The 19,724-nt window shown below is 51.7% G+C and carries 18 protein-coding genes and 4 pseudogenes; 11 read left to right on the forward strand and 11 right to left on the reverse strand.

The window, feature by feature from the left end; all coding sequences use genetic code 11:
- Positions 1–88: 88 nt before the first annotated feature.
- Positions 89–872, reverse strand: a pseudogene (locus AABM54_RS03985) (helix-turn-helix domain-containing protein).
- 105 nt (positions 873–977) lie between these two features.
- Here AABM54_RS03985 and AABM54_RS03990 point away from each other — a divergent pair.
- Positions 978–1,868 (forward strand): EamA family transporter, encoded by an 891-nt coding sequence (locus AABM54_RS03990; RefSeq protein WP_347903933.1) that lies wholly within the window; start codon positions 978–980, stop codon positions 1,866–1,868.
- A 374-nt stretch (positions 1,869–2,242) separates the two neighbouring features.
- Positions 2,243–2,626 carry a hypothetical protein gene (locus AABM54_RS03995; RefSeq protein ID WP_347903935.1) on the forward strand — a complete coding sequence of 128 codons (384 nt, stop codon included), beginning with the start codon at positions 2,243–2,245 and terminating at the stop codon, positions 2,624–2,626.
- 87 nt (positions 2,627–2,713) lie between these two features.
- Here the strand turns inward: AABM54_RS03995 and AABM54_RS04000 are convergent.
- Both AABM54_RS04000 and AABM54_RS04005 read right to left on the reverse strand, forming a co-directional pair.
- A pseudogene (locus AABM54_RS04000) lies at positions 2,714–2,973 on the reverse strand (hydrolase); the annotation flags it as partial.
- 24 nt (positions 2,974–2,997) lie between these two features.
- A complete protein-coding gene (locus tag AABM54_RS04005; RefSeq protein WP_347903936.1) occupies positions 2,998–3,693 on the reverse strand; it encodes a hypothetical protein in 696 nt (231 codons plus the stop codon).
- A gap of 174 nt (positions 3,694–3,867) precedes the next feature.
- Between AABM54_RS04005 and AABM54_RS04010 the strand changes: the two genes are divergently transcribed.
- Complete coding sequence (locus AABM54_RS04010) at positions 3,868–4,002, forward strand: hypothetical protein (RefSeq protein WP_347903937.1); 135 nt, start codon at positions 3,868–3,870, stop codon at positions 4,000–4,002.
- A 101-nt stretch (positions 4,003–4,103) separates the two neighbouring features.
- A complete protein-coding gene (locus AABM54_RS04015; RefSeq protein WP_347903938.1) occupies positions 4,104–4,571 on the forward strand; it encodes a hypothetical protein in 468 nt (155 codons plus the stop codon).
- A gap of 136 nt (positions 4,572–4,707) precedes the next feature.
- On the opposite strand, the pseudogene nadE reads toward AABM54_RS04015, so the two are convergent.
- The 3 genes and pseudogenes from nadE to AABM54_RS04030 all read right to left on the reverse strand — a co-directional run bounded on the left by nadE (position 4,708) and on the right by AABM54_RS04030 (position 7,425).
- Positions 4,708–5,560, reverse strand: a pseudogene (gene nadE, locus AABM54_RS04020) (ammonia-dependent NAD(+) synthetase).
- Between the two features lie 10 nt (positions 5,561–5,570).
- Positions 5,571–6,776 carry a nicotinate phosphoribosyltransferase gene (pncB, locus tag AABM54_RS04025; RefSeq protein WP_347906131.1) on the reverse strand — a complete coding sequence of 402 codons (1,206 nt, stop codon included), beginning with the start codon at positions 6,774–6,776 and terminating at the stop codon, positions 5,571–5,573.
- 1 nt (position 6,777) lies between these two features.
- Positions 6,778–7,425: a nicotinamidase gene (locus AABM54_RS04030; RefSeq protein WP_347903939.1), complete on the reverse strand. Its 648-nt coding sequence runs from the start codon at positions 7,423–7,425 to the stop codon at positions 6,778–6,780.
- A gap of 250 nt (positions 7,426–7,675) precedes the next feature.
- Here AABM54_RS04030 and AABM54_RS04035 point away from each other — a divergent pair, with 250 nt between their 5' ends.
- Genes AABM54_RS04035 through AABM54_RS04045 form a run of 3 tightly spaced genes read left to right on the forward strand, consistent with a single transcriptional unit; the run spans position 7,676 to position 9,466 of the window.
- A complete protein-coding gene (locus AABM54_RS04035) occupies positions 7,676–8,362 on the forward strand; it encodes a hypothetical protein (RefSeq protein WP_347903940.1) in 687 nt (228 codons plus the stop codon).
- Complete coding sequence (locus AABM54_RS04040; RefSeq protein ID WP_347903942.1) at positions 8,250–8,963, forward strand: hypothetical protein; 714 nt, start codon at positions 8,250–8,252, stop codon at positions 8,961–8,963. The genes AABM54_RS04035 and AABM54_RS04040 overlap by 113 nt, the downstream gene beginning before the upstream one ends.
- An 11-nt stretch (positions 8,964–8,974) precedes the next feature.
- Entirely contained in the window at positions 8,975–9,466 is a 492-nt protein-coding gene (locus tag AABM54_RS04045) for an NUDIX hydrolase (protein WP_347903944.1), read from the forward strand.
- A 63-nt stretch (positions 9,467–9,529) separates the two neighbouring features.
- Here AABM54_RS04045 and AABM54_RS04050 read toward each other — a convergent pair.
- Positions 9,530–10,381: pseudogene (locus AABM54_RS04050) on the reverse strand (LysR family transcriptional regulator).
- Between the two features lie 121 nt (positions 10,382–10,502).
- Here AABM54_RS04050 and gstA point away from each other — a divergent pair.
- Positions 10,503–11,162, forward strand: coding sequence for a glutathione transferase GstA (gstA, locus tag AABM54_RS04055; RefSeq protein WP_347903945.1), 660 nt, complete (start codon positions 10,503–10,505; stop codon positions 11,160–11,162).
- Positions 11,163–11,317: 155 nt separating this feature from the next.
- On the opposite strand, the gene AABM54_RS04060 is transcribed toward gstA, so the two are convergent.
- Positions 11,318–11,443 carry a hypothetical protein gene (locus tag AABM54_RS04060; RefSeq protein WP_347903946.1) on the reverse strand — a complete coding sequence of 42 codons (126 nt, stop codon included), beginning with the start codon at positions 11,441–11,443 and terminating at the stop codon, positions 11,318–11,320.
- Between the two features lie 755 nt (positions 11,444–12,198).
- On the opposite strand from AABM54_RS04060, the gene AABM54_RS04065 reads away from it, so the two are divergent.
- The gene (locus AABM54_RS04065; protein WP_347903948.1) at positions 12,199–12,975 is read left to right on the forward strand and encodes a hypothetical protein; all 777 of its coding nucleotides are present in this window, start codon (positions 12,199–12,201) and stop codon (positions 12,973–12,975) included.
- A gap of 156 nt (positions 12,976–13,131) precedes the next feature.
- Here AABM54_RS04065 and AABM54_RS04070 read toward each other — a convergent pair whose 3' ends face one another.
- The 3 genes from AABM54_RS04070 to AABM54_RS04080 are packed head-to-tail and all read right to left on the reverse strand — an operon-like array spanning position 13,132 to position 16,182.
- Positions 13,132–13,938: a restriction endonuclease gene (locus tag AABM54_RS04070; protein ID WP_347903950.1), complete on the reverse strand. Its 807-nt coding sequence runs from the start codon at positions 13,936–13,938 to the stop codon at positions 13,132–13,134.
- Positions 13,935–14,900 (reverse strand): O-methyltransferase, encoded by a 966-nt coding sequence (locus tag AABM54_RS04075; protein WP_347903952.1) that lies wholly within the window; start codon positions 14,898–14,900, stop codon positions 13,935–13,937. Before AABM54_RS04075 ends, AABM54_RS04070 begins: the two co-directional genes overlap by 4 nt.
- The gene (locus AABM54_RS04080; RefSeq protein ID WP_347903953.1) at positions 14,893–16,182 is read right to left on the reverse strand and encodes an ATP-binding protein; all 1,290 of its coding nucleotides are present in this window, start codon (positions 16,180–16,182) and stop codon (positions 14,893–14,895) included. The genes AABM54_RS04075 and AABM54_RS04080 overlap by 8 nt, the downstream gene beginning before the upstream one ends.
- 921 nt (positions 16,183–17,103) lie before the next feature.
- On the opposite strand from AABM54_RS04080, the gene dndB reads away from it, so the two are divergent.
- Both dndB and dndC read left to right on the forward strand, forming a co-directional pair.
- A complete protein-coding gene (gene dndB / locus AABM54_RS04085) occupies positions 17,104–18,204 on the forward strand; it encodes a DNA sulfur modification protein DndB (RefSeq protein ID WP_347903955.1) in 1,101 nt (366 codons plus the stop codon).
- A 27-nt stretch (positions 18,205–18,231) separates the two neighbouring features.
- Positions 18,232–19,722 (forward strand): DNA phosphorothioation system sulfurtransferase DndC, encoded by a 1,491-nt coding sequence (gene dndC, locus AABM54_RS04090; RefSeq protein ID WP_347903956.1) that lies wholly within the window; start codon positions 18,232–18,234, stop codon positions 19,720–19,722.
- The last annotated feature ends 2 nt before the right edge of the window (positions 19,723–19,724 follow it).

Genomic DNA, 19,724 nt, shown 5'->3' on the forward strand with positions numbered 1-19,724 from the left:
CCTTGTTTGCAACATGACAGCGCCCTGACGGCAATCACGTTCAGCTGTGTCCTTGCCTGTCGTTGACGAGCCTGCGATTGGCAACGCCTCAGCGTAGCCCGTTTGAAAAATATCGACTGGGCGGCTCACCCAAAACTCGACGAAACACACAGGTGAAGGCGCTCGGGCTGCTGTAACCCAGGTCCACCGCCACCCGCGTGACCGACTCGCCGTTGCCCAGCCGAACCACGGCCGCCAACAGGCAGGGCCTGCTGACGCCACTGCACGAAGCTGATACCGGTTTGCTGGCGAAACAGGCGGGTGAACGAGCGACGGCTCATGTTGACGCGAGCGGCCATCTCGTCGAGCCCGGTTTCCAGGGACGGGTTTTCCAGCATCTCCTGGCAAACCTGTACCAGGCGGGGTTCAGTAGCCAGCGGCGCATTGAGCGAGAGCGGTTTCATGGCGGCGATTTCGTCCAGTAACAACGCCATGAGGTGGCCGTCCCGGTGGTCCAGCGTGTACAGCGCCGGGACGTTCATGGCGCTGATCAGCAACACGCGAAGCAGGTCCGAGACCTCAAACACCTGGCAGCTGGCAGGCAGGCCGAGCTGCTGCACCGCGGCATCGCGAATGTAGGTGTTGAGCATGGTCACGGGCCCGCTCATCTGCATTTCGTGGGGTATGCCCGCTGGCACCCAGATCGCCCGTTGCGGCGGCACCACCCAATTGCTTTCCTGAGTAAACACGCTGATAACGCCGCTCGCCGCATAGGCAAACTGCCCGCGTTGATGGGTGTGCAGGGCGAAGCGCAGGCCATCGGGGTAATCGTTGGCCGTGATCACGGCATCGCGTGGGGTGTGTTCGTAAGGATCGATGTCGGTTTGGCGCATGGCCCGAATTGAAGGGTATATGGCCCAGCATTGCAAGCGGGCCAGGCGGGCGTCGAGCCATAGTGACGCCTTCGCCTTGGGCGCTGCTTGTTGGAAACACCACTCATGCAAAAGAAACACCTGTTGCTGGCCGTGTTGGTCACCATGGTCTGGGGATTGAATTTCCCGATCACCAAGTTGGGCCTGGCCACCCTCGACCCACTGCTGCTGACCGCGCTGCGGTTCACGCTGGCGGCGTTGCCGTGGGTGTTCTTCATCCGGCGCCCGCAGGTTGCCGTTTGGTGGCTGGTTGCTTATGGGCTGATCTTTGGCGTGGCGATGTGGGCCTTGATCAACCTTGGCATCGAGCTGGGCGTTCCCCCCGGCACCGCTGCGCTGTTGATCCAGTTCAGCGCTTTTTTCACCCTGGGCTGGGGTGTCGTGCTGTTTCGCGAGCGTTTGAGCCGGGGGCAAGGGGTGGGGGTGTTACTCGCGGCGTCGGGGGTGATGCTGATTGTCTGGAGCAGCCCCGGCGAGGCGACAACCCTGGGCTGCATGTTGTTGCTGGTCAGTGCGTTCAGTTGGAGCGTGGGCAATGTGATCATCAAGCGGTCCGGAGTGCGGGAGGTTTTTGCCTTTGTGGTGTGGGCGAGCCTGTTTCCGCCAATTCCGTTGTTTTTACTTACGTGGTGGGCCCATGGCTCAGCGCCGTTCACCTCGCTGGTGACGCAACTGGATCGGGTGTCGGTGTTCTCGTTGATGTTTCAGGTCTATGGCGCGACGCACTTCTGCTACTGGGGTTGGAACCTGTTACTGCGTGAGTACCCGGTGTCACGGGTGGCGCCGCTGTCGTTACTGATTCCGGTGTTTGGCGTGCTGGGTTCCATGGCGATCCTCGGGCACCGGGTGGGCATTACCGAAGGGCTGTCGATTGCGCTGATTCTTTCAGCGCTGGCCGCCGGGTTGTTCAAGAAGACTATTCCCCCAGTGGAGGCAGTACAGGTGCGTACCCCATGAACAGGTGCGACGTGTTGCACATCGATAAAAAGACGAGCGCACGCTGTTCAGGGCGCTTTGCTGTATCGGTTGTGAGGGAAGGGGTATTTCACAGACGAAAAAAAGCCCGCGGGAGGGCGGGCAAACCGTAGTGCTTTGAATGAGCGGGGTGGACTGTACACGGCCAGGGGCGGTGTTGCGGTGAAGAAAAGTTCATCCGCGCGGCCCCGGCCACCGCTGTATTCGACTCAACAGCACGACGCGCATCTTCCCCGGATTATGCACACCAATGGCTCAGTGGGAACCTACCAGATCTAGTAGTTGACGGGCCTTGCCACAGGTCTAGATTGCAACGGGCAAGAAGGACGCTGTTACCTTAAATAAGGAGAAGCATCATGCTTGACGAAAAAACCAAGGATCCGCGCGAAGGCTTTGCCAAATCGGTGCAGGCTGAACTCCAGGGGTTCACTTACATCGGCAACGGTAGCTGCTCGGTCAAGGGCAAGGAAGGGGAGCGAGCCGGTAACAACTTTGTGGGCATGCAGGTTCAGCAATACAAGTCCTACAAGCTGGTGGCACTGGCAGGTTCAGCGCGCTTTATGGTCCGTTTGGACTACAAGGGTGGCAGCGACAAGAACCTTCACTATGTTGAAGTCAACACCAACGACACCGGTGAAACGTTCAACATCCGCTCGGTTTCAATGAGCAATCTCCAGGGGATTTTCCCGGCCGGGGTAAGCTCCGCCAACCTGAATTTTGCGGTGTACGGCAAGCCTTGATTCAAGGTTACTTCAAGACCGTTGTATAAGCCCCGACGAGTTGGCTGTCTGGGGCTTTTTGTTGTGTGTCTCGCAGGCCCTGTGCCCTTATCGGGCAATCTGGCTCACGCTCACTGCCTGCTTGAAATGATGCTCCCAGAGTTTACGCCCAACCCGCCCGAGCGATCCAGTGACGAGCCCACCGTCTGATCGCTGATCAGCGTCGGTTGCAACCCCGCATCAAACAATGCGAACCCCGCCGTGAGGCAACAGGTTTCGGTCTGAGGGTCGCATACCTGCACCCGCTCCACGTTCAGGCCTTTCAGATAGCCGAGGGTTTCAGGCGAAGGCGCGTAACCGTGCCAAAGCGCCGCGCCTCTTACGCTTCGGCGTTACACCGTTTCTGCGGGGCCGATCGCCACCACGCCTTTGGCCCACAACTGGGAGCTGAACCAGCCCTCCATGCTGGAAACCCCGGACGTGGTTTTGAACAGGGCAGCAATATCAATGGTGCTCGCGAAGTTGTTCTTGTTCAGATCAAACCGGCCCATGAAATTGCCGCCCCATGCAGCATCGGCCTTCACCAGGTCGATGGAGGCATTCATGTAGCGGCTGGCGGCCCCCTTGAGCAAACCAGAACCCTTGAGCATCTCGTTGAGGCGTTCGATGTCCGTAGCGTTGAGCGAGCCGCTGGAGTTGAGCAATATCAGCTTGCCTTCGGCGTCCACCGTGAGCCCGAAATCCTTTTGCGCCAGCACGGGGTCAAGCAAATCCAGTCCCGCCTTGAACTGACTGAAAGCGTTTTTCAGCGAAAGGTAGGCGCTGTCGTACTGCTCTGCCATCTGTGGGTAGTTGGCCGCTTGGGAGGTACTGCCGATGTACGTCACGTCGGCAACCAGCAGGGTGTCCGTTGTCGCCGGCGGGGTACTTGGGTGATAGACCGTTGCCGGGGTGGTGGCATTCTTGAAGGCTTGCGCGGTGGTCGCATCGACAGGTTTGGCCGTCAGCGTCCCGCCTGTGTTGAGCAGTCGGTCTTTGAGTGGAGTTTGCGCCGGGTCGAGCGATAGAACTGAAGCTTTGATTTCCATATCGTCATCTCCATGAACACGGGTGGTTTCAGAAGTTAACGGCGGGAATGGGGGGAACTTGAAGCGTGGAGGGCATCATGGAAAATGATATCGGTGTGATATCATTTTTTTGAAGTTCGCTGTCCAGGGTTCAAAGAGGGCGCTGGCAAACTGGTGGCCGACACCGCGGAGCGAATGTTCCTGATTGAGCCGGCCCCCGAGGGGCTGCCGAAGACCAGCAAAGGCATGTTGAACTGCTCGATTCAGGGCAAGGTCAATCAGGCCATGCTCAAAACCAGCCGGCCGGATCTGGCCAGCACAGTCAAGTAAGGCTAAGCCCGGAAAAATGGACGACATAAGATCGTCCATTTCAATGTCGAATTCATGGGCGTTACTGACAGTGTTTGTTAAGTATTTAATGGGGAGTATGCATGGCGTTTTTTATAGCTTTTATTTTGGCGTTGGTCACTAAGCCATTCTTGAATAGTTCGTTGTGCAAGGGCGAGTTCGATTTTTTTAAAACATATGTTGTGTATGGGGTGGGTGGCTCTATTGCGATATCGGTGATTGTCTTCTGGGTGTTTGGCGGGTACCAACTATCAACTGAGTCAGGCCGTATTGATGAAGGGCTTCCGATTGTCTTCAGGATCTGGGCGCTGACAATGGCTGTCTATTTCGCAGGTATTGGGTTGGCGGTGGCGAAAATAAAAGAGAGAACGCGCTCACCTTTGATGAGCCTGTATATATCGCTGCTCTTGCTGTCTATGGTTGCCCTGGTCGTGGTGTCGATGTTTATAGGTATGATTTATTCTGTTGTGTATGGGGTCACTTTGTTTGTGTTGTACAGGACGGTCTGGGAAAAACAGTTATTCAAGGGTGAGTTGAAACAAGATAGCTAAGCCTGTCGCTGTTCGTAGACGCTGGGGGCGTCTGGCTCTTGCTGGCGATGGCGTTCTTAAGGGCGCTATCGCCAGTAAGCCGGGCTCCTGCAAGTGCGATGTTCAGCCGCCTTATGTTCTGACACTCCTGGTCGCATCACGGGGCGTACGGCAATTCCCGTTTGTGTGCTGTTTTCGTGTAGACGCTGATGATCAACCTGGCTACCTCCTCAGAGACAGGCTTGCCGAGCAGGAAGTTGTCGATCTCATCGTAGGTGCATCCATGCGCCAGTTCATCCGGCTTGCCGGGATCAAGCTCTTCCAGGTCTGCCGTTGGCGTCTTGTGCACCAGGTCGGCAGGCGCGCCCAGCGCCAGTGCGATCTGACGAACCTGGCCCTTCACCAGGGCCGGCCAGTGGGGTCACGTCGCACGCGCCATCGCCGAACTTGGTGAAGAAACCCATGACCGCTTCAGCCGCATGGTCGGTGCCCACCACCAGGCAGTTATTCAGGTTGGCAATGGTGTACTGAGCCATCATGCGGGCGCGGGCCTTTACGTTGCCCTTCACGAAGTCCATCTTGCGTTCGTCGCCGGCTGACTGGCCACCCACTGCCCCCATCATGGCGTCAACCGACTGGCCGATGTCGACCGTCAGGATCGCATCGGGCTTGATAAAACGCAGCGCCAGTTGAGCATCTTCCTCGTCACGCTGGACGTAGAAGGGTAAGCGTACGGCGTAGAACGTGGCGTCATAACCTTCGGCACGCAGCGCCTCCACTGCGAGCTGGCATAGTTTGCCCGCCGTGGTCGAGTCCACGCCGCCGCTGATGCCCAGCACCAGGCCTTGGGTGTGACTGGCCCGCACGCGATCTTTGAGGAAGCTGACGCGCGAATCGATTTCACGCGTTGCGCTGATCGTTGCGTCGCTCCACGGACTGACCTTGAGCGCTTCAGCGATACGGGCACGCAGGGTTGTGGCTGGCGAATCGGTATGTGCTTGAGCATTCATGGTGTTCCCCTTACGCGATGCTGAACGTGGTACGAGCGTATTCTTCGAAGCTCTTGTCCCGGCAGACGAGTTTCGTTGGCTCGTCCGAAAACTTCACGACAGGGCGGTCGTTGACCTTCACCAGTTTCATCACGATGCTGAGCGGGGTTACGCCAGCGACGTCGCAGGAAAGGTTGGTGCCGATGCCGAAGCTGAAGCGGATTCGACCCTGGAGCGCGCGGATGATCTTCAAGCTGATTTTCACATCCAGTGCATCGGAGAAGACCAGGCTCTTGGTCATCGGGTCGACGCCCATCTTTTTGTAGTGTGCGATGAATTTTTCGGCCCAGACCAGCGGGTCGCCGGAGTCGTGGCGTACGCCGTCAAACAGCTTGACGAAGTAGTGATCGAACTCCGAGAGAAACCAGTCGGAGCTTATGCAGTCAGTCAGTGCGATGCCCAACCGGCCACGGTATTCCTTGACCCAACCCTCAAGCGCCGCGGCCTGGCTTTCATGCAACCTGCCCAATTGCTGGTGAGCCATTAGCCACTGGTGGGACATGGTGCCGATAGCATCAATGTCGAATTCACGTGCCATGTGGACGTTGCTGGTGCCGACAAAAACGCCTGGGAAGTCGCGCTTCATCACACCGATCATCTCGAACTGTGCCTTGTAGGACAGGCGCCGGCGAGTGCCGAAGTCCGCAACGCGCATCAACGCCAATTCATCCTGGGTGGCGTGGGTCGCGAGCCAGTCGAATTTTTCATATAGCCGACTCGTGACATCGGTCAACGAGACGTCAGGGTATGTGTGGCGATTGCGGATCTCGCTCACCATGGAAAGAATCGGGATCTCGAACAGGATGCAGTGCAGCCATGGGCCACGAACCCTGATGGCGAGCTGGCCATCGCAATTGCTGACCGTCACATAGTGCAGGTTGAACTTGAACAGACCGAGGAAGCGAATGAAGTCGGGCTTGATGTATTCACGCTTGTCCTGGCGAGCCAGGAAGCGCAACTCGTCTTCTGTGAACGACTTTTCGCTGAGTGCCTCAAGCGCCTTGCGCACTGCGCCGATGTAGGGCGTCAGATCTTCTTTGGAGCGGACAATCAACTCATATTCAACGTCGACATCCGGGTGCTGATGGAGGATGGGTTGCTGTTGCGTAAAGGAATACAGGTCGTTATCCAGCAGCGAAATGACAGGGAGAGAGCCGGGGCTGTATGCGCTTTCCATCTTAGTTCCCCTCAACGGCAAACAGGGCCAATGCTGCTTCGTTGTCTGCCAGCACTGCGCCGGCATGCTTCATTTCTTGCAGTGCGGTGTCAGCGGTCTCTTGGCTGATCGCCCGGCAGGCCGGTAGATAAACCGCCACCTTGAACCCCGCGCCGATCAGTTGCAGCACGGTCGATTTCACGCAGTAGTCGAGGGCCAGGCCTCCTACGAGGACCTTCTCGATACCTCTCGACCGAAGAACTTCGATAGCGCCGGTGGTCATGATGTCGTCGTGAAACAGAGCGCCGTACGGGTGCAAATCCACCTCGAGGCCTTTGTACACGATGAATCCGTATTCACTGACTTTTGGCAGGCCGGGAAGAAGCTCGAACCCCGGGGTGCCCGGAACGCAGTGAGACACCCAGGTCAGGTCGGCATGCACAAGTCCTGTCGCAACTCCCATTTCGGCGTGAGAGCCGACGACCCATTTTGCATTCGGGCTATGGGCATCCTTGCTGGCCACTCGAAAACCGGCGAGCGATGCCATGAAGTTCAGATCAGGAACGATTTCATCTCCACCAATGACAGGGAGCTCATCTGGGCACAGAGGGGTAAAACCGCACTGTGCATCTACATCGAAGCTGGCAATCTTGGATTTTGGAAAGCTCATTGCAGGTACCTCCGCTGTCGTCTTGCGGCAGATAGTGCTTCACAAGTATTAAGTTAGTCAACCAGTCTTTGTGAGTTTTCCAGGACTCATCGCACCGATCTCCATAGGCCTGTACTCATAGTTGTAGGGATTAATTGTTGGATTCCCTTGCTCGTGATCGTGATCAACTCCCCCGGCAGGGCCTAAATCCAATCGCCAGGGCTTGACCAGTATATGCGTTACACGCACTATGTCGAAAAGTGAGGGTTGAATGATGACGGTGCAGTTGGCGGTTTATGGAGGTGCATTCAATCCTCCACACGCGGGGCATGTTCAGGTGATGGCTTCACTGCTCAGCCAGGCCGCTCATGTTCTGGTGGTGCCTTCGTACGCTCACCCGTTTGGCAAGCAAATGGTCGATTTCGACGTGCGGGTTCAGTGGCTGGAGAAGATCGCCGGGGATTTCAAGGAGCCGCGCCTGGTCGTCGATACCTGTGAGCGTGAGTTGTTTGAGCACAAGTCCCCGATTTTCAGCATCGACTTGCTTCGGTTCATCGCCAGGCGCGCCCGCCTGGATACAAAGGACGTTGCCTTGGTGATGGGCGTGGACAACCAAAAGGTTTTCCGCACGTTTTATAGGTATCAGGAAATCATGGATGAGTTTTCAGTCATCACCCTGCCCGAGACGATCAGTGTTCACAGCACCATGATCCGAGACGCCTTGAGGGCTGGCAGAGACATTCCGCGCAATTGGCTGGCGCCGGGGCCTGCGCGTGGCGGACTACCTCGTTTACGCCGATACTGGGCAGATTTCATTGACCGATCAACAACAGAGGAGTGCATAGGTGAGCGAAGAGCGAAGAAGCGCCATCCAGTCCGTCGATGTCGGAATACTTCGATTCAACCGCGAACTCGGTCGGGCACAGATACTGGTTCACAAGCGTCTCAATCCGGATGAGCCCTATTTCGGGCAATGGGCAATTCCAGGCTTGGTCATCAACGGTGACACTGAGGATCAAAGTCTGGAGGCTGCCATCGAGCGCCTCATCCACTCTCCTAAAGTGGGTTTCGCGATCAGTCATTGCGAGCAGGTAGTGACGGTGGGTAATGCGGTGCGTGATCCAAGGGGCTGGGCCACGACCACGGTCTATATGGCAATGGTCGATGACACCGTAGAGATTGAAGGCGACAAACAGTGGGTCGACCTCGTGTCGGCAAGTGAAAAGGGATTCCTGTTGGCGTTCGATCACAACGAGCTCGCCGCAAAAATAAGAGCGCGCCTGGCGGGCAAATTCCGGTACACCAGCATCGGGTTCGCCATGCTGCCCATGAAGTTCACCATGACTGACGTCATGACCCTCTTCTCGGTGGTGCGAGGCATCAAACCGGGTAAAGGAAAGACCAGCATTATTCAGCGCGTGAAAAAGATGATCGACGCCAAGCTCATCGCGTTGACAGAAGAAACTGTCCAGCCAGCGATGGGCCGCCCACAAAACCTTTACCTCAAACTCAAGCCGCAAGTGATATTCGAGTTTGATCGTGCACTGTCAGATGACTAAGGCTTAAAACTATGGACGCACCGACCAACACGATTCAGACCCTGCTGGAAACCCCATTCTTCAAGGTGATCAAGCGGGGCAAGTATTACGTCGTAGCCGAGGCTTACGAGGTAAATGCTGCCGTGATCCTCGCAAGGGACACAGAAGGTCGTTACTTGCTGGTGCAGCATTACCGTGGCGCGGTCGATCAAGACTCGCTGGAGGTGCCTCGAGGGGGGCGCAACCAGGATGAGACGCTGGCGCAAACCGCTAAACGCGAGTTGCTCGAAGAGACAGGGTACACGTCGCAATCCTGGGTGCTCCTCGGCAAACTGCATACCAATACTTCACTGATTCAAAGTGCGGTCGAGGTCTATTTGGCGACCGACGCGGTGCAAGTAACGACGAAAACGGACGGTGAGACGAAAGGCACCCTCGCTTACACCGAGCAGGAGATAAAGGCGCTGATCCGCGCCGGCAAAATCACTGATGCGCATACCTTGTCTGCCTGGGCCATGTTGTAGTCGGGACCTTGGGGTGGTGAGCTTTTCTGATTTTGCTGCAGCGCGTTGACCACGCTCCAGCCCTTATCCCAGTTCGTGGCCCAGTAGATTAATCAGATGATCCATGGTGGCGCGAACTGCGGGGGAGCGCCGTACGTCGGCATGAACAGACATCCAGACATCCCGGGCTTTCGGTTCGTCATCCAGCTCAATCCTGGCCAGCGCCTTGTCTCTATCCGCGAGAAAGCAGGGCAGGATTGCCACGCCGATGCTTGCTCGTGCGGCGGCTAGCTGTGTTGCGATATCGCTGCTTTGAAATACAAAGGGGCGTCCATCTGCAAAGTGCTGTATCCAGCGCTGTTGGGGAATCTGATGGAGTTCTTCCTCAAAGCCAATGAATGACTAGGACAGTGAAGGCTTCAATGCATATGCCGGGCTGGCATAGAGGCCGAGTTTCATTGAGCCAACCTTGCGAACAATGCGGCCGGCTGTTTGAGGTCGTACCAATCCGATGGCGACGTCCGCTTCCCCCTTTTCAAGCGAAGCCACATCTGAGGTCGCGCTGAGAATGACCTTGAGGGCCGGGTAGTGCGAGCGTAAGTGGCCGAGGCTCGGCGCTATCAATGTGCTGGCCAGCATGGGGAGAGCGCTCAGTCTCACGGTTCCTGACAACGGGGCCGTACCACGTGCATGACGGCCTATCGCATCGGTAATGGCTTCCATCGGCATGGCAATCGCCGCCAGCGCCAAGCCGTCCTCCGTGAGTTGCGATGAGCGCGGCAGGCGCTCCACCAGTTTCATTCCGAGGGTTGTCTCAAGGGCCGTAATACGCCGGCCCACGGTTGCGTGATCGACGCGTAGCTCTTTCCCCGCAGCAGTGAATGAGCCGAGGCGGGCAACGACAACAAAATGGTGCAGATCTTGCCAATTCATCATGAGTGCAATTTCGCACACTTGAGTTGCACGAGCACGCGTTTTTCGGTTGCTTGCGTAGCCCTATAGTCACGGCATGCATCATCAGGCCAATCGCCCTGTGAGCACATATGGGAAGACGATCATGATCTTGTTCTACGCGGCCGGGGCCAGCTCCCTTGCCCCTCACATTCTCCTGCGCGAAGCCGGTGCCTCCTTTTCGCTTGAGAAAGTCGATTTGATGAGCAAGCAGTGGTCTGGCGGAGATTACGACCTGATCAATCCAAAGTCGTACGTGCCGGCCCTGAAAACAGGAGAGGGGGAGATTTTGACCGAGTGTGCCGTCATCTTGCAGTACATCGCGGATCAGCACTCGGAGCGCAATCTTCTTCCGGCGCAGAATCGCATCGAGCGTTATCGCGCACTGGAATGGCTTGGTTTCATTTCGGCAGAGGTACACAAGAACTTCATCACGCCCGAGCGTCATGGCGGGGTAAGCGCAAACTTTCTGGCGAAGACGATCGAAGGGCAGAACGCGACGCGGCTCCTGGTTTCGCCACGGTTGGCGTATGTCGATCATGAGTTGTGCGGGAAAGACTATCTGATGGGGCACGGGTTTTCCGCCCCCGACGCCTACCTGTTCACGATGCTGACGTGGGCCAGGCGATTAGAGATCGACCTGTCGGCATGGGACAATTTGCAGGCCTATTTCCAAAGAGTCGGTGCAAGGCCGGCAGTGGCCCTGGCGTTGAAAGTGGAAGGGCCTCCACATGCTTTGCGTCCTTCTCAGGGTGTTTCCTCCTAAAGGCTATGGCCGTCATGTTCTCGGTGCTCCTTGGCCCTGGGTTCAAGAGTGGACAGGGTGGTATCAGCCGGAGGTGGCGAGAGAGTACGGAGTCATTGGGGGATGTTCAGAAACAAGAAAGCCCGCACGGGGCGGGCTTCTTGATGTGCTTCGGATCATGTGGGTACATGTCGAAGCGAGTAATTGGTGGGCCCGTCGCCATCCGTGAGGACGTAATCCTTGTCTTTCGGTTTGACCGCCTTGAGCTGGCGGTCGGAGAGGCGGGTGGTTTGAGCGCACATGAAAAGTACTCCATGACACCTTTTGGTATTCCCAAGATTAGCGCCGGGTAGCCGGGAATACCATTGGGAATACCAAACCGCCTGGAACTCAAAAAACCTGGAAAGTCCCCCGCAGCTCTGAAACCCCCGTATTCACTGGATTTCAGGCGCAAAAAAAGACGTCCGTGGACGTCTTTAGATGTTGAAGTGGTGGGCCGGGGTAATCTGAATTTGCTAAGTAAGATATTGAGTTATAAGGATAATATAATCGTATGTTTTTAATTGGAATACCAAATGGAATACCTCACCGTATAGTATCCCGGCTGCAGTCAGGCTGTACCCTAGGTGTAAATTTTTTCGCGTCTATGATTACTCAGGGAACTCGAAATCTGTCGGAATAACAGACAGCAAAAAATCTGAGCTGAAGGTTGCGACAGGAAGGCTGGCCAGTAGTTTGCTGACAGCTAGCATCGATTGTTGTGAAAAAAACTACGTAAGAGTCCGTCTAGAAAATTCAGGATGATTTACTAGTTATTATGCGGGGCACAGCATAGCATTGTGACAGTGCCTCCGAGAACAGTTTGCTTTTGTGGCTGGCACTGGCGTCTCGAAGGTAATGGAATTTTATTGGCGGTTACGTTCGACGTGAGAATCCGACTGCACTTGTCAGTTGTCATCGATTTGCGTACGGAGTATGTGCGCGGCAGAGCTGTTCCATATTTAGAGATAGACTATTTTGGGCTGAATAAGCCCAGAATGTTTGCAGAGGGAAAAAATTGAAAAATGGAATATGTGGGTTATGCAAAAAACAGGCAGTCCTGAAGAAAAGTCACTTATTACCTAAGTCGGCCTACAAAGTACTTAGAAACTCCGGAGCTAGGATTTCACCACCAACTAAAGTTGAGATTGATAGGAAGAGATTTGTACAAACAAACCGGCAAATAGTAGCGTATTTTTTATGTGGGAAGTGTGAGCAAGAATTTTCCGCAAAAGGTGAAGACGTAGTTTCAAAACTTTGGGCGAGAGGGGACAAGTTTCCGCTTTTGGATATTCTTCAGCAGCTTCTCCCTGTAAGTATTCGCGGCGAAAATTATGGATATGCTAATGAAGATCTGGATTCATTTATTGTCAGATCCTTACATTATTTTGCGGTCAGCGTCGTATGGCGTGCAATAAAATGGCCTGGTGGGGATTATAGCTTTGGTAATGCGGATGTCCGAATTAGTTACGAGAGCATGAAAAAAATAGAAGAGTATCTGTTGGGGGAATGTATCTGTCTCGAAGGCTCTCTAATATTAATTTCCGTCAATACTTATAATGGGTTGAATGATATAATAACGGTTCCTTCATGTCACGCTGGAGCTGTGCTTAACTTTTTTGAGTTTTATATTTTGGGTCTGAGGTTTAGGGTGTTTTTAAATCCTCTTTACTCTAAGTCGGAATTAAGTGTTGTAGAGAATGGATCAAATGTCATGATCGTAACTGCGGATCATGGTAATGACCCTTTTATAAAAGAAGTAGCCAAATTCTTTTTTATGAATAATCTATACTGATCTTTTCGAGCTTTTGTGAAAGTTGTTTAATATATATCATCCTGATTTTTAGTTTTGCTTTGACTCGGCTGTTAGGTGCATTGTCTGTCTTTAAAGTCCGGCGGTTACGCAGGGCGGGTGAGGCCGGATTGTCTATAGTATGGCCGCAAAAGATCACTAAATTTCACCAAGGTAGTCTGAGTCGAGTTTGTATGTAGAATATTGTTTTGTTTCTATGACGCCTAGTCCGTACTCTATCATTAGTTGTGCTAAGTGATTTCCATCGATTAACGCTAGGTTTTTCTGTTGTTGTTCTTTTTCCGCAAAGTTGATTGCTGCTTTAGAGAATTTTGATGTGGTTATAAAGGCTCCTCTAACACCGTTTTTCATCGCGCCAACGAAGTCCCTTATTTGGGAGACCTCGACGGTACGGTTGTATGCGTAGCGTTTGACCTGAACATAAACTCTATCGAATCCTAATCTGTCCAAGTGAATTTCACCATCAATACCACCATCGGCGCCGGAAGGACTGTGTTTGATTGATCCATTGATCCCGTAGCCCATTTTTAATAATAAATCGAGTACTAGAGATTCAAAAACTCTAGGTTGTAAAGTTATTATTTTTCCTAGGAGTTCTTGTTTGGTTTCGGTGATGTGCTTTTCATGAACTTGCTGGAGGTGTTCTTCCGGGATTTTATCTTTGCTTGTCGTACTAAGAGGAACCAAGGTTTCAATATTTTTGAGTAGGCCATACTTCCCACTCTCTGCTTGGAAGAAGTATTTGCGTGGCATGGCTGAAGGAAATGCTAACCCTTCACAATGCCTACGTATTTGCTGGCGAACTACTCCCACAGGAGTCTGTGTATTGAACCTGTAAAGTTGTTTCTCTTCTATTTTTTCATGTATTTGCTGAGCTGAGAGGTTGCCCTTATTTTGGGTTAGGATATCTATGATTGCCTCGACAATGGTCCTTGAACGATTCATGTTGACTCGATTTCAGTGAAGTTTGGAAAGTATCTATAGTTGTCCCATAATGCGTCAATATCTTTGTCTGTAAAAATTTTCTTTGAGAGTTTTTCTCTGTCAGGCATAGTCTCCATGATGTGTCTGATTTCCTTTATTGTTAAATTCGGCGTTTTTATTTCAAACGGTGAGTCTCCGCTTCTGTGAAAATATAGTTCGTTGAATCTGCACGCGGAGTGAATTTGGGTGTCGCTTTCTTTATAGAAGGTAAAAGCGATTGTTGCCATTTCGCAACCGTCCGCGTACTTAAAGAATAATACTTGGTCTATGTTTATTCTGTCTTTGGGCGGTAGTGCAGTGTTTCTAATGGTAATTATTTTTTGCATTTCTTTTTTTAAGCATTCTTTTAAAAAGATTGCTAGTCGTTTGCTTTGTTTCCAACCTCTCGTATCTATACCTGGCTGAACGTAGGGTTTTCCAACTAAATCTACAAGTTTAGACTCTATGTCCTCTGATGGGGTATTCTGATTTGAGCTGGAAATTAACGGAGAGCAATTGAAACTGGCGCTATAGATGCTTCCGCTTTCGATTGTTCCAGCGATTATTGCGGCATCATCAAGCATGTATGGAGAGAATGTGCCGTCATAGTCAAGCCAATAAATTTTCCTTCCTGGCTGGGCGGAAAGTTGAGGTAATACTTCGGTGGATCTGCCAAACTTCATTTGAATGGAAGAGTATGGTTTATTGAACTCATATCGCTCAATGTTAGTTGTGTCGGCTTCGATGCTTATTAGGTTTTCTATACCTAGGTGACGATGGAATAGAGAAAAGTCTACGAAGTATTTTGATCCAAACCCGATATATTGATAGTCCTTAAGAGGCGCATGATGACGGAGGCAGCTAAACACATCTCGCATCATTTTGCGCTCAATGCTTTTAGCTGGTCGAATAGAATAATTTATTTTTCTGCCGCTATTACTCATTTTCGCACTCATACTGGTAATAGTAGTCGAAAGTTAGCTTGCCAACTTGGGTGGCAGTTTTTACATCGAGAGATTCTTTGGCTTTTTCAAGTCTTTCATTCGAAATGGTGTAAGTAATAGAGGTGTAGTTTTTATCTGGCTTTGGAGGAATTATTTTTTCAGGGCGTATAAATTTCTCCGAAAGCGGCGCGTCTAAAATTCTGATAGAGTCTGCCGCGGCTATGCTATTAGCCAGGGGCGTTGATTCTATTAGCTCTTGATCGCAATTGTAGTTTTCCTCAGTACGTTCTCTTAGGAACTTTAAGATCGGCTCCATGCACTGCCCCATATGGAGTAAGGCATACTTATATACTTGGCTATCCCCATCCACGCCTGTTTTGGTGGTTGTCCAAGGTAGTTTGGAGGCATCTTCACAGGAAAATTCAACTAACCCCCTGAAGAAGGCAAAATCAGTATGAAATTTGCTTGCTCCATTTTTTCCCCAGCCAGTCTTTTCTGTTTGGTCTGCCTCTGCAACTAACCGACCATTGCATACTATGTACCAACCACTATCATCTTTGTCTCGGTCCGATAGACCACAAGTTATAGTTATATCTACATTTTCATATGTGAATTTTTTCTTTATTAGGCTTAATTCTTTTGAGTTTTTTATTGTTATGTCTTTGCTTTTTATTGAGGTTTTGTTGAAAAAAATCTTAAAGCCGTTATTTATTTGCTTGAAGTAAGCTGCGGAGATTTCCCTCATCAGGTTGTTGAGGTAGGTTTCTTCAGAGAAGTTTTGAATGGTCTCCTCTTTTAGTTTGGTTACTGTTATTCTCGTTTCTCCATCTTTCAAATCCGGGTTTTCAAGTAAGTTAAAATAAAAGTGCCATTCCTTGATGTTTACCCATTTGTCTACGTCGACGCTTACATTGTATGCAGTTTGGTTGTGGTTTGACTCAACCTCGAACTTAGTTCCTAGCTTAAATAATGTGCGTTTCATGCCAACTCCAAACTGCCCTACAGAGTTTGGAGTGTCCGGTGCGTCTTTGGGGCGACCGAAACGAAAGGCGTAACCCTTCGCTTTTTCCAAATCTAAGCCGCCACAATTGTCCTTGATCTGAAAGTGTTCTTTCGTTGCTATGATTATTATTTCGGGGTTCTGTAGTTCATTTTGAATGGCCGCATCTATGCTGTTATCAATTAAGTCAAGGATTGCTCGGTCTGTTGCAATGTCACGGGTCAGCATGTTAATGAAAAATTCTTTGGTAGGGTCTGCCTTTATTATGTTTTTATCTATCATATGGGGTTCACTTTGATGAGGTTGTCGGTGGCCGCTGTTTGTTGCGGTGTGAGTAAGAAAGTTTTGGCTGTGCGAACATAGATATTTTTGCACACAAAATATTAGGTTTGCGCGCGCGTTTATATGTTTTTCTTTTGAGAAAAATAAAGTTTTTAGGCAGATTCAATAAATTAATGCAATCCCAACTAACTTCGACACAATTCTGTGAAGTTAATAGTGGGGGGGGCTGATGTGGTGCAATCAGACTTATGTAGGATGATTGAGATCGTCGACGGTTTTGTCGGTTGCACTGGCCCACAACCATGCCAATCCTGAATACGACCAAGAAAGGTAAGACTGGTGCGTACCAAAGTTGGGTGATGGTGCGATCGAAGTCCATTTTTTGTCTTCCACGAATCCCTACCTCGTAGAGTATTACCGAAAAACCGTGTAATGGCACGAAGCTATTGTGCCGTTGGGAAATGCCCGTTCATCGAAAATGCGACGGAATGCCACAGATAGGAGGCGTGCCGGGCAAATGTATGGGCGCTTAGCTCTTATGCAGGCGGAGGCGAGCTGGTGAGCGATAGGTAGCTAAATCACCTGGCATCGTAGGTAGCGTCGAGTCTCGTCACCTGGACTTGAATTTGCGTTACACACGGAGAGTGAGCCCTATGGCTACCGGGTAACTGCGGCACCTACGTATTCATACGAAGGCGCTCCCCATTTCGGGCAGGATGGCAGTTAGCTATAGCTAATGTAATCAGAGGCATATAGACGCTTTACCTGTGGGCCTGTCGATGCTGTTCACGACAGCATTTCCTGCCCAGGCCGGTCGTCTGAATTACGCTAGCGAGGCTCCGAACTGGGCGAGCTAGCTGTACGTCTAGATCACTGCTCTTGTTTGTCTGTGCTGAAGCAAACATGTTAGGCTTCGCAGCCATGACCAGTCCTTTTTCTTACACATTTCCTGCGATCCGCGGAGTACAAGCGGGGCGGGAATACTACGTCTCGATGTGCCCGCTTAGGCTTTTGGCGAAGCTATTTGTCTTTGATAATGAGGAGTTGATGCCGGAGCTGAGAGCGCAGCGGTCAATCAATCGCTCACGTATTCCTGAAATCGCACGATACATCGTCTCCAACTCGGGAAGCTACACGTTCTCTGCCATTACGGCATCCATCGATGGTGACTTAAGCTTCGCTCCGGTGAGCGAACGCGATACCAATCACTTTCGTATGGGGACGTTGACGGTCGATATGGACGCCAGATTCATCGTTAATGATGGGCAGCATCGGCGAGCGGCTATCGAGCTAGCTATTGAGGAGCGGCCTGAGCTTGGGGATGAAACCATCGCCGTGGTGTTTTTTCATGACCGTGGGCTAGAGCGTTGTCAGCAAATGTTCGCCGATCTCAACAGGCACGCCGTCAAGCCTTCAGCGTCGTTGAGTGTACTTTATGATCACCGTAACGCGGCAGCTAGTGTGGCTAAGCATCTGGGTCTGACCTCGCGAGTGTTCAGGAACTTGATCGAGTCGGAGCGATCGTCACTGTCCAAGCGTTCCCGCAAGCTGTTTACCCTAAGTGCGCTTCATTTCTCCATTTTAGAGATGCTCAGCGAGCAAGAGTTGGAAGATTTTTCTGCCGCATCTAAGAAATGCAATGAGTTTTGGGAGGTTATTGGCGACCAAATCCCAGAATGGATATACGTACGAGAAGGGCGAATGACTGCCGGTGAGGTGCGCCAGGATTTTATCCATTCGCACGCAATCGTACTTCAAGCTTTAGGACGTGTTGGGAAATTCATTTACAGGGCTGGAGCAGGGCAGCCTAACCTGAAAAACGTTTTCAGCAACCTGCGTGAGATTGATTGGTCTCGATCTAACATTAAGACGTGGGAGGGGCGCGCCATGATTGGCGGACGAATGGCAAAAAACAGCCAAAATATCACGCTCACGTGCAATGAAATCAAACGCACACTCGGACTTCCTTTAAGCCCTGAAGAGCAAATTATCGAAAGCGCCTTTGCTGCTGCCCGCCAGTAAGGCTCTACGCTTCACATCGGAAAAATTATGACCACGCCTCCCGAAACTATCATAGAAGAAATTCAGTCGCTTTACCGCTCTGATTCCATGCCCTGGATCGTAGGTTACAGCGGCGGCAAGGACTCAACGGCGTCACTGCAGCTAATATGGAAGGCTGTCGCGTCTCTCCCTGCCGAGCAACGCACCAAAGATATTCATGTCATCAGTACTGATACCTTGGTCGAGAACCCAGTTATCGCGGCTTGGGTTGACTCATCGCTGCGAAACATGAAAGCCGAAGCGGAGCGGCAGGGGTTGCCAATTCATCCTCACCGGCTTACTCCCAGCCTTGAGCACCGTTTTTGGGTCAATCTGATAGGCAAAGGGTACCCCGCTCCCCGAAATCGTTTTCGTTGGTGTACTGACCGCTTAAAGATAAGTGCTTCCACGAAATTTATTCAGGAGTTGTCTGAGGCTAATAACGAGGCAATTTTAGTGCTCGGTCAGCGCCGAGGCGAAAGCCAGGCGCGTGACAAAGTGATCGAAAACTACAGTGGAAGTACTCGCGATCGTCTGAGCCGTAATCGTGATCCCAAACTTTCTCGAGTTTGGGTTTATCTTCCTATAGAAACTTGGACTAGCGATGACGTCTGGATGTACGTCCTCACTGATGAAAATCCCTGGGGCGTCGACAACCAAGATCTGTTCAGCATCTATAAAGGAGCAACTCCTGACGCTGAGTGCCCGGTAGTGGTCGATAAATCGACACCCAGCTGTGGTGACAGTCGTTTTGGATGCTACGTGTGTACCATGGTGTCGCAGGACAAATCCATGCAGGCAATGATTCAGAACGACGATCAAAAGTCCTGGATGAAGCCGATTCTAGACTTCCGCAATAATTATTTAAGTGTGCAGGACTGGGACGTCCGGGATTTCAAACGTATGAACGGCCGCGTAAAACTAATGGGTAAGGGGGATACTGCTGAGCTTATACATGGTCCTTACTTGCAGAGTTATCGAGCAAAGCTGTTGGAAGAACTACTGCGTACCCAGTGTGCGTTACGGGATGCTAAAGTCCCAGGACATGTTCAAATCGAATTGATCTCCCTTGATGAACTTGATGCCATTCGACGCATCTGGGTTGAGGAAAAGGGTGAAATTGAGGACTTAGTTCCGGAAATTTATGAGCGCGTTTTCCTTGAGAAATACCCAGGGCGGGTAATGGAGCCTGTTCCTTTGGAAGCAGAGGACTTGGCGTTATTAAACGAAATCGCTACAGAGCTCGATCCCGAGGCTAGTAACCAGCTTTATCAACTCACTCGCAACCTGCTCGCTGTCCAATTTCAATCCATGCAGACCCAAAAACGCTCTCGCCATTTAGACCGTTTGGAAGAAGTTCTCAAGGCCAACGCGTTCCGTACAGAGTTTGATGCTTTAGAATTCGCTAAAAGCACTCGTGACGAAGATCAGGATGAGGCGAGTACTAACGACGAGCTAGAATTGATTCCTCTAGCAGTAGTAGAAGAGGAAGAGAAGTAAGC

This window comes from Pseudomonas purpurea (genome assembly GCF_039908635.1).
Taxonomy (GTDB): Bacteria; Pseudomonadota; Gammaproteobacteria; order Pseudomonadales; family Pseudomonadaceae; genus Aquipseudomonas; species Aquipseudomonas purpurea.

Coding starts and splice junctions, on each gene's coding strand:
- pncB (WP_347906131.1), bottom strand. CDS start 6,776: ATGGAAAGCGCATACAGCCCCGGCTCTCTCCCTGTCATTTCGCTGCTG.
- AABM54_RS04060 (WP_347903946.1), bottom strand. CDS start 11,443: ATGTGCGCTCAAACCACCCGCCTCTCCGACCGCCAGCTCAAGGCGGTC.
- AABM54_RS04035 (WP_347903940.1), top strand. CDS start 7,676: ATGATGACGGTGCAGTTGGCGGTTTATGGAGGTGCATTCAATCCTCCA.
- AABM54_RS03995 (WP_347903935.1), top strand. CDS start 2,243: ATGCTTGACGAAAAAACCAAGGATCCGCGCGAAGGCTTTGCCAAATCG.
- AABM54_RS04030 (WP_347903939.1), bottom strand. CDS start 7,425: ATGAGCTTTCCAAAATCCAAGATTGCCAGCTTCGATGTAGATGCACAG.
- AABM54_RS04010 (WP_347903937.1), top strand. CDS start 3,868: ATGTTCCTGATTGAGCCGGCCCCCGAGGGGCTGCCGAAGACCAGCAAA.
- AABM54_RS04080 (WP_347903953.1), bottom strand. CDS start 16,182: ATGATAGATAAAAACATAATAAAGGCAGACCCTACCAAAGAATTTTTC.
- gstA (WP_347903945.1), top strand. CDS start 10,503: ATGATCTTGTTCTACGCGGCCGGGGCCAGCTCCCTTGCCCCTCACATT.
- AABM54_RS04070 (WP_347903950.1), bottom strand. CDS start 13,938: ATGAATCGTTCAAGGACCATTGTCGAGGCAATCATAGATATCCTAACC.
- AABM54_RS03990 (WP_347903933.1), top strand. CDS start 978: ATGCAAAAGAAACACCTGTTGCTGGCCGTGTTGGTCACCATGGTCTGG.
- dndB (WP_347903955.1), top strand. CDS start 17,104: ATGACCAGTCCTTTTTCTTACACATTTCCTGCGATCCGCGGAGTACAA.
- AABM54_RS04015 (WP_347903938.1), top strand. CDS start 4,104: ATGGCGTTTTTTATAGCTTTTATTTTGGCGTTGGTCACTAAGCCATTC.
- dndC (WP_347903956.1), top strand. CDS start 18,232: ATGACCACGCCTCCCGAAACTATCATAGAAGAAATTCAGTCGCTTTAC.
- AABM54_RS04045 (WP_347903944.1), top strand. CDS start 8,975: ATGGACGCACCGACCAACACGATTCAGACCCTGCTGGAAACCCCATTC.
- AABM54_RS04075 (WP_347903952.1), bottom strand. CDS start 14,900: ATGAGTAATAGCGGCAGAAAAATAAATTATTCTATTCGACCAGCTAAA.
- AABM54_RS04005 (WP_347903936.1), bottom strand. CDS start 3,693: ATGGAAATCAAAGCTTCAGTTCTATCGCTCGACCCGGCGCAAACTCCA.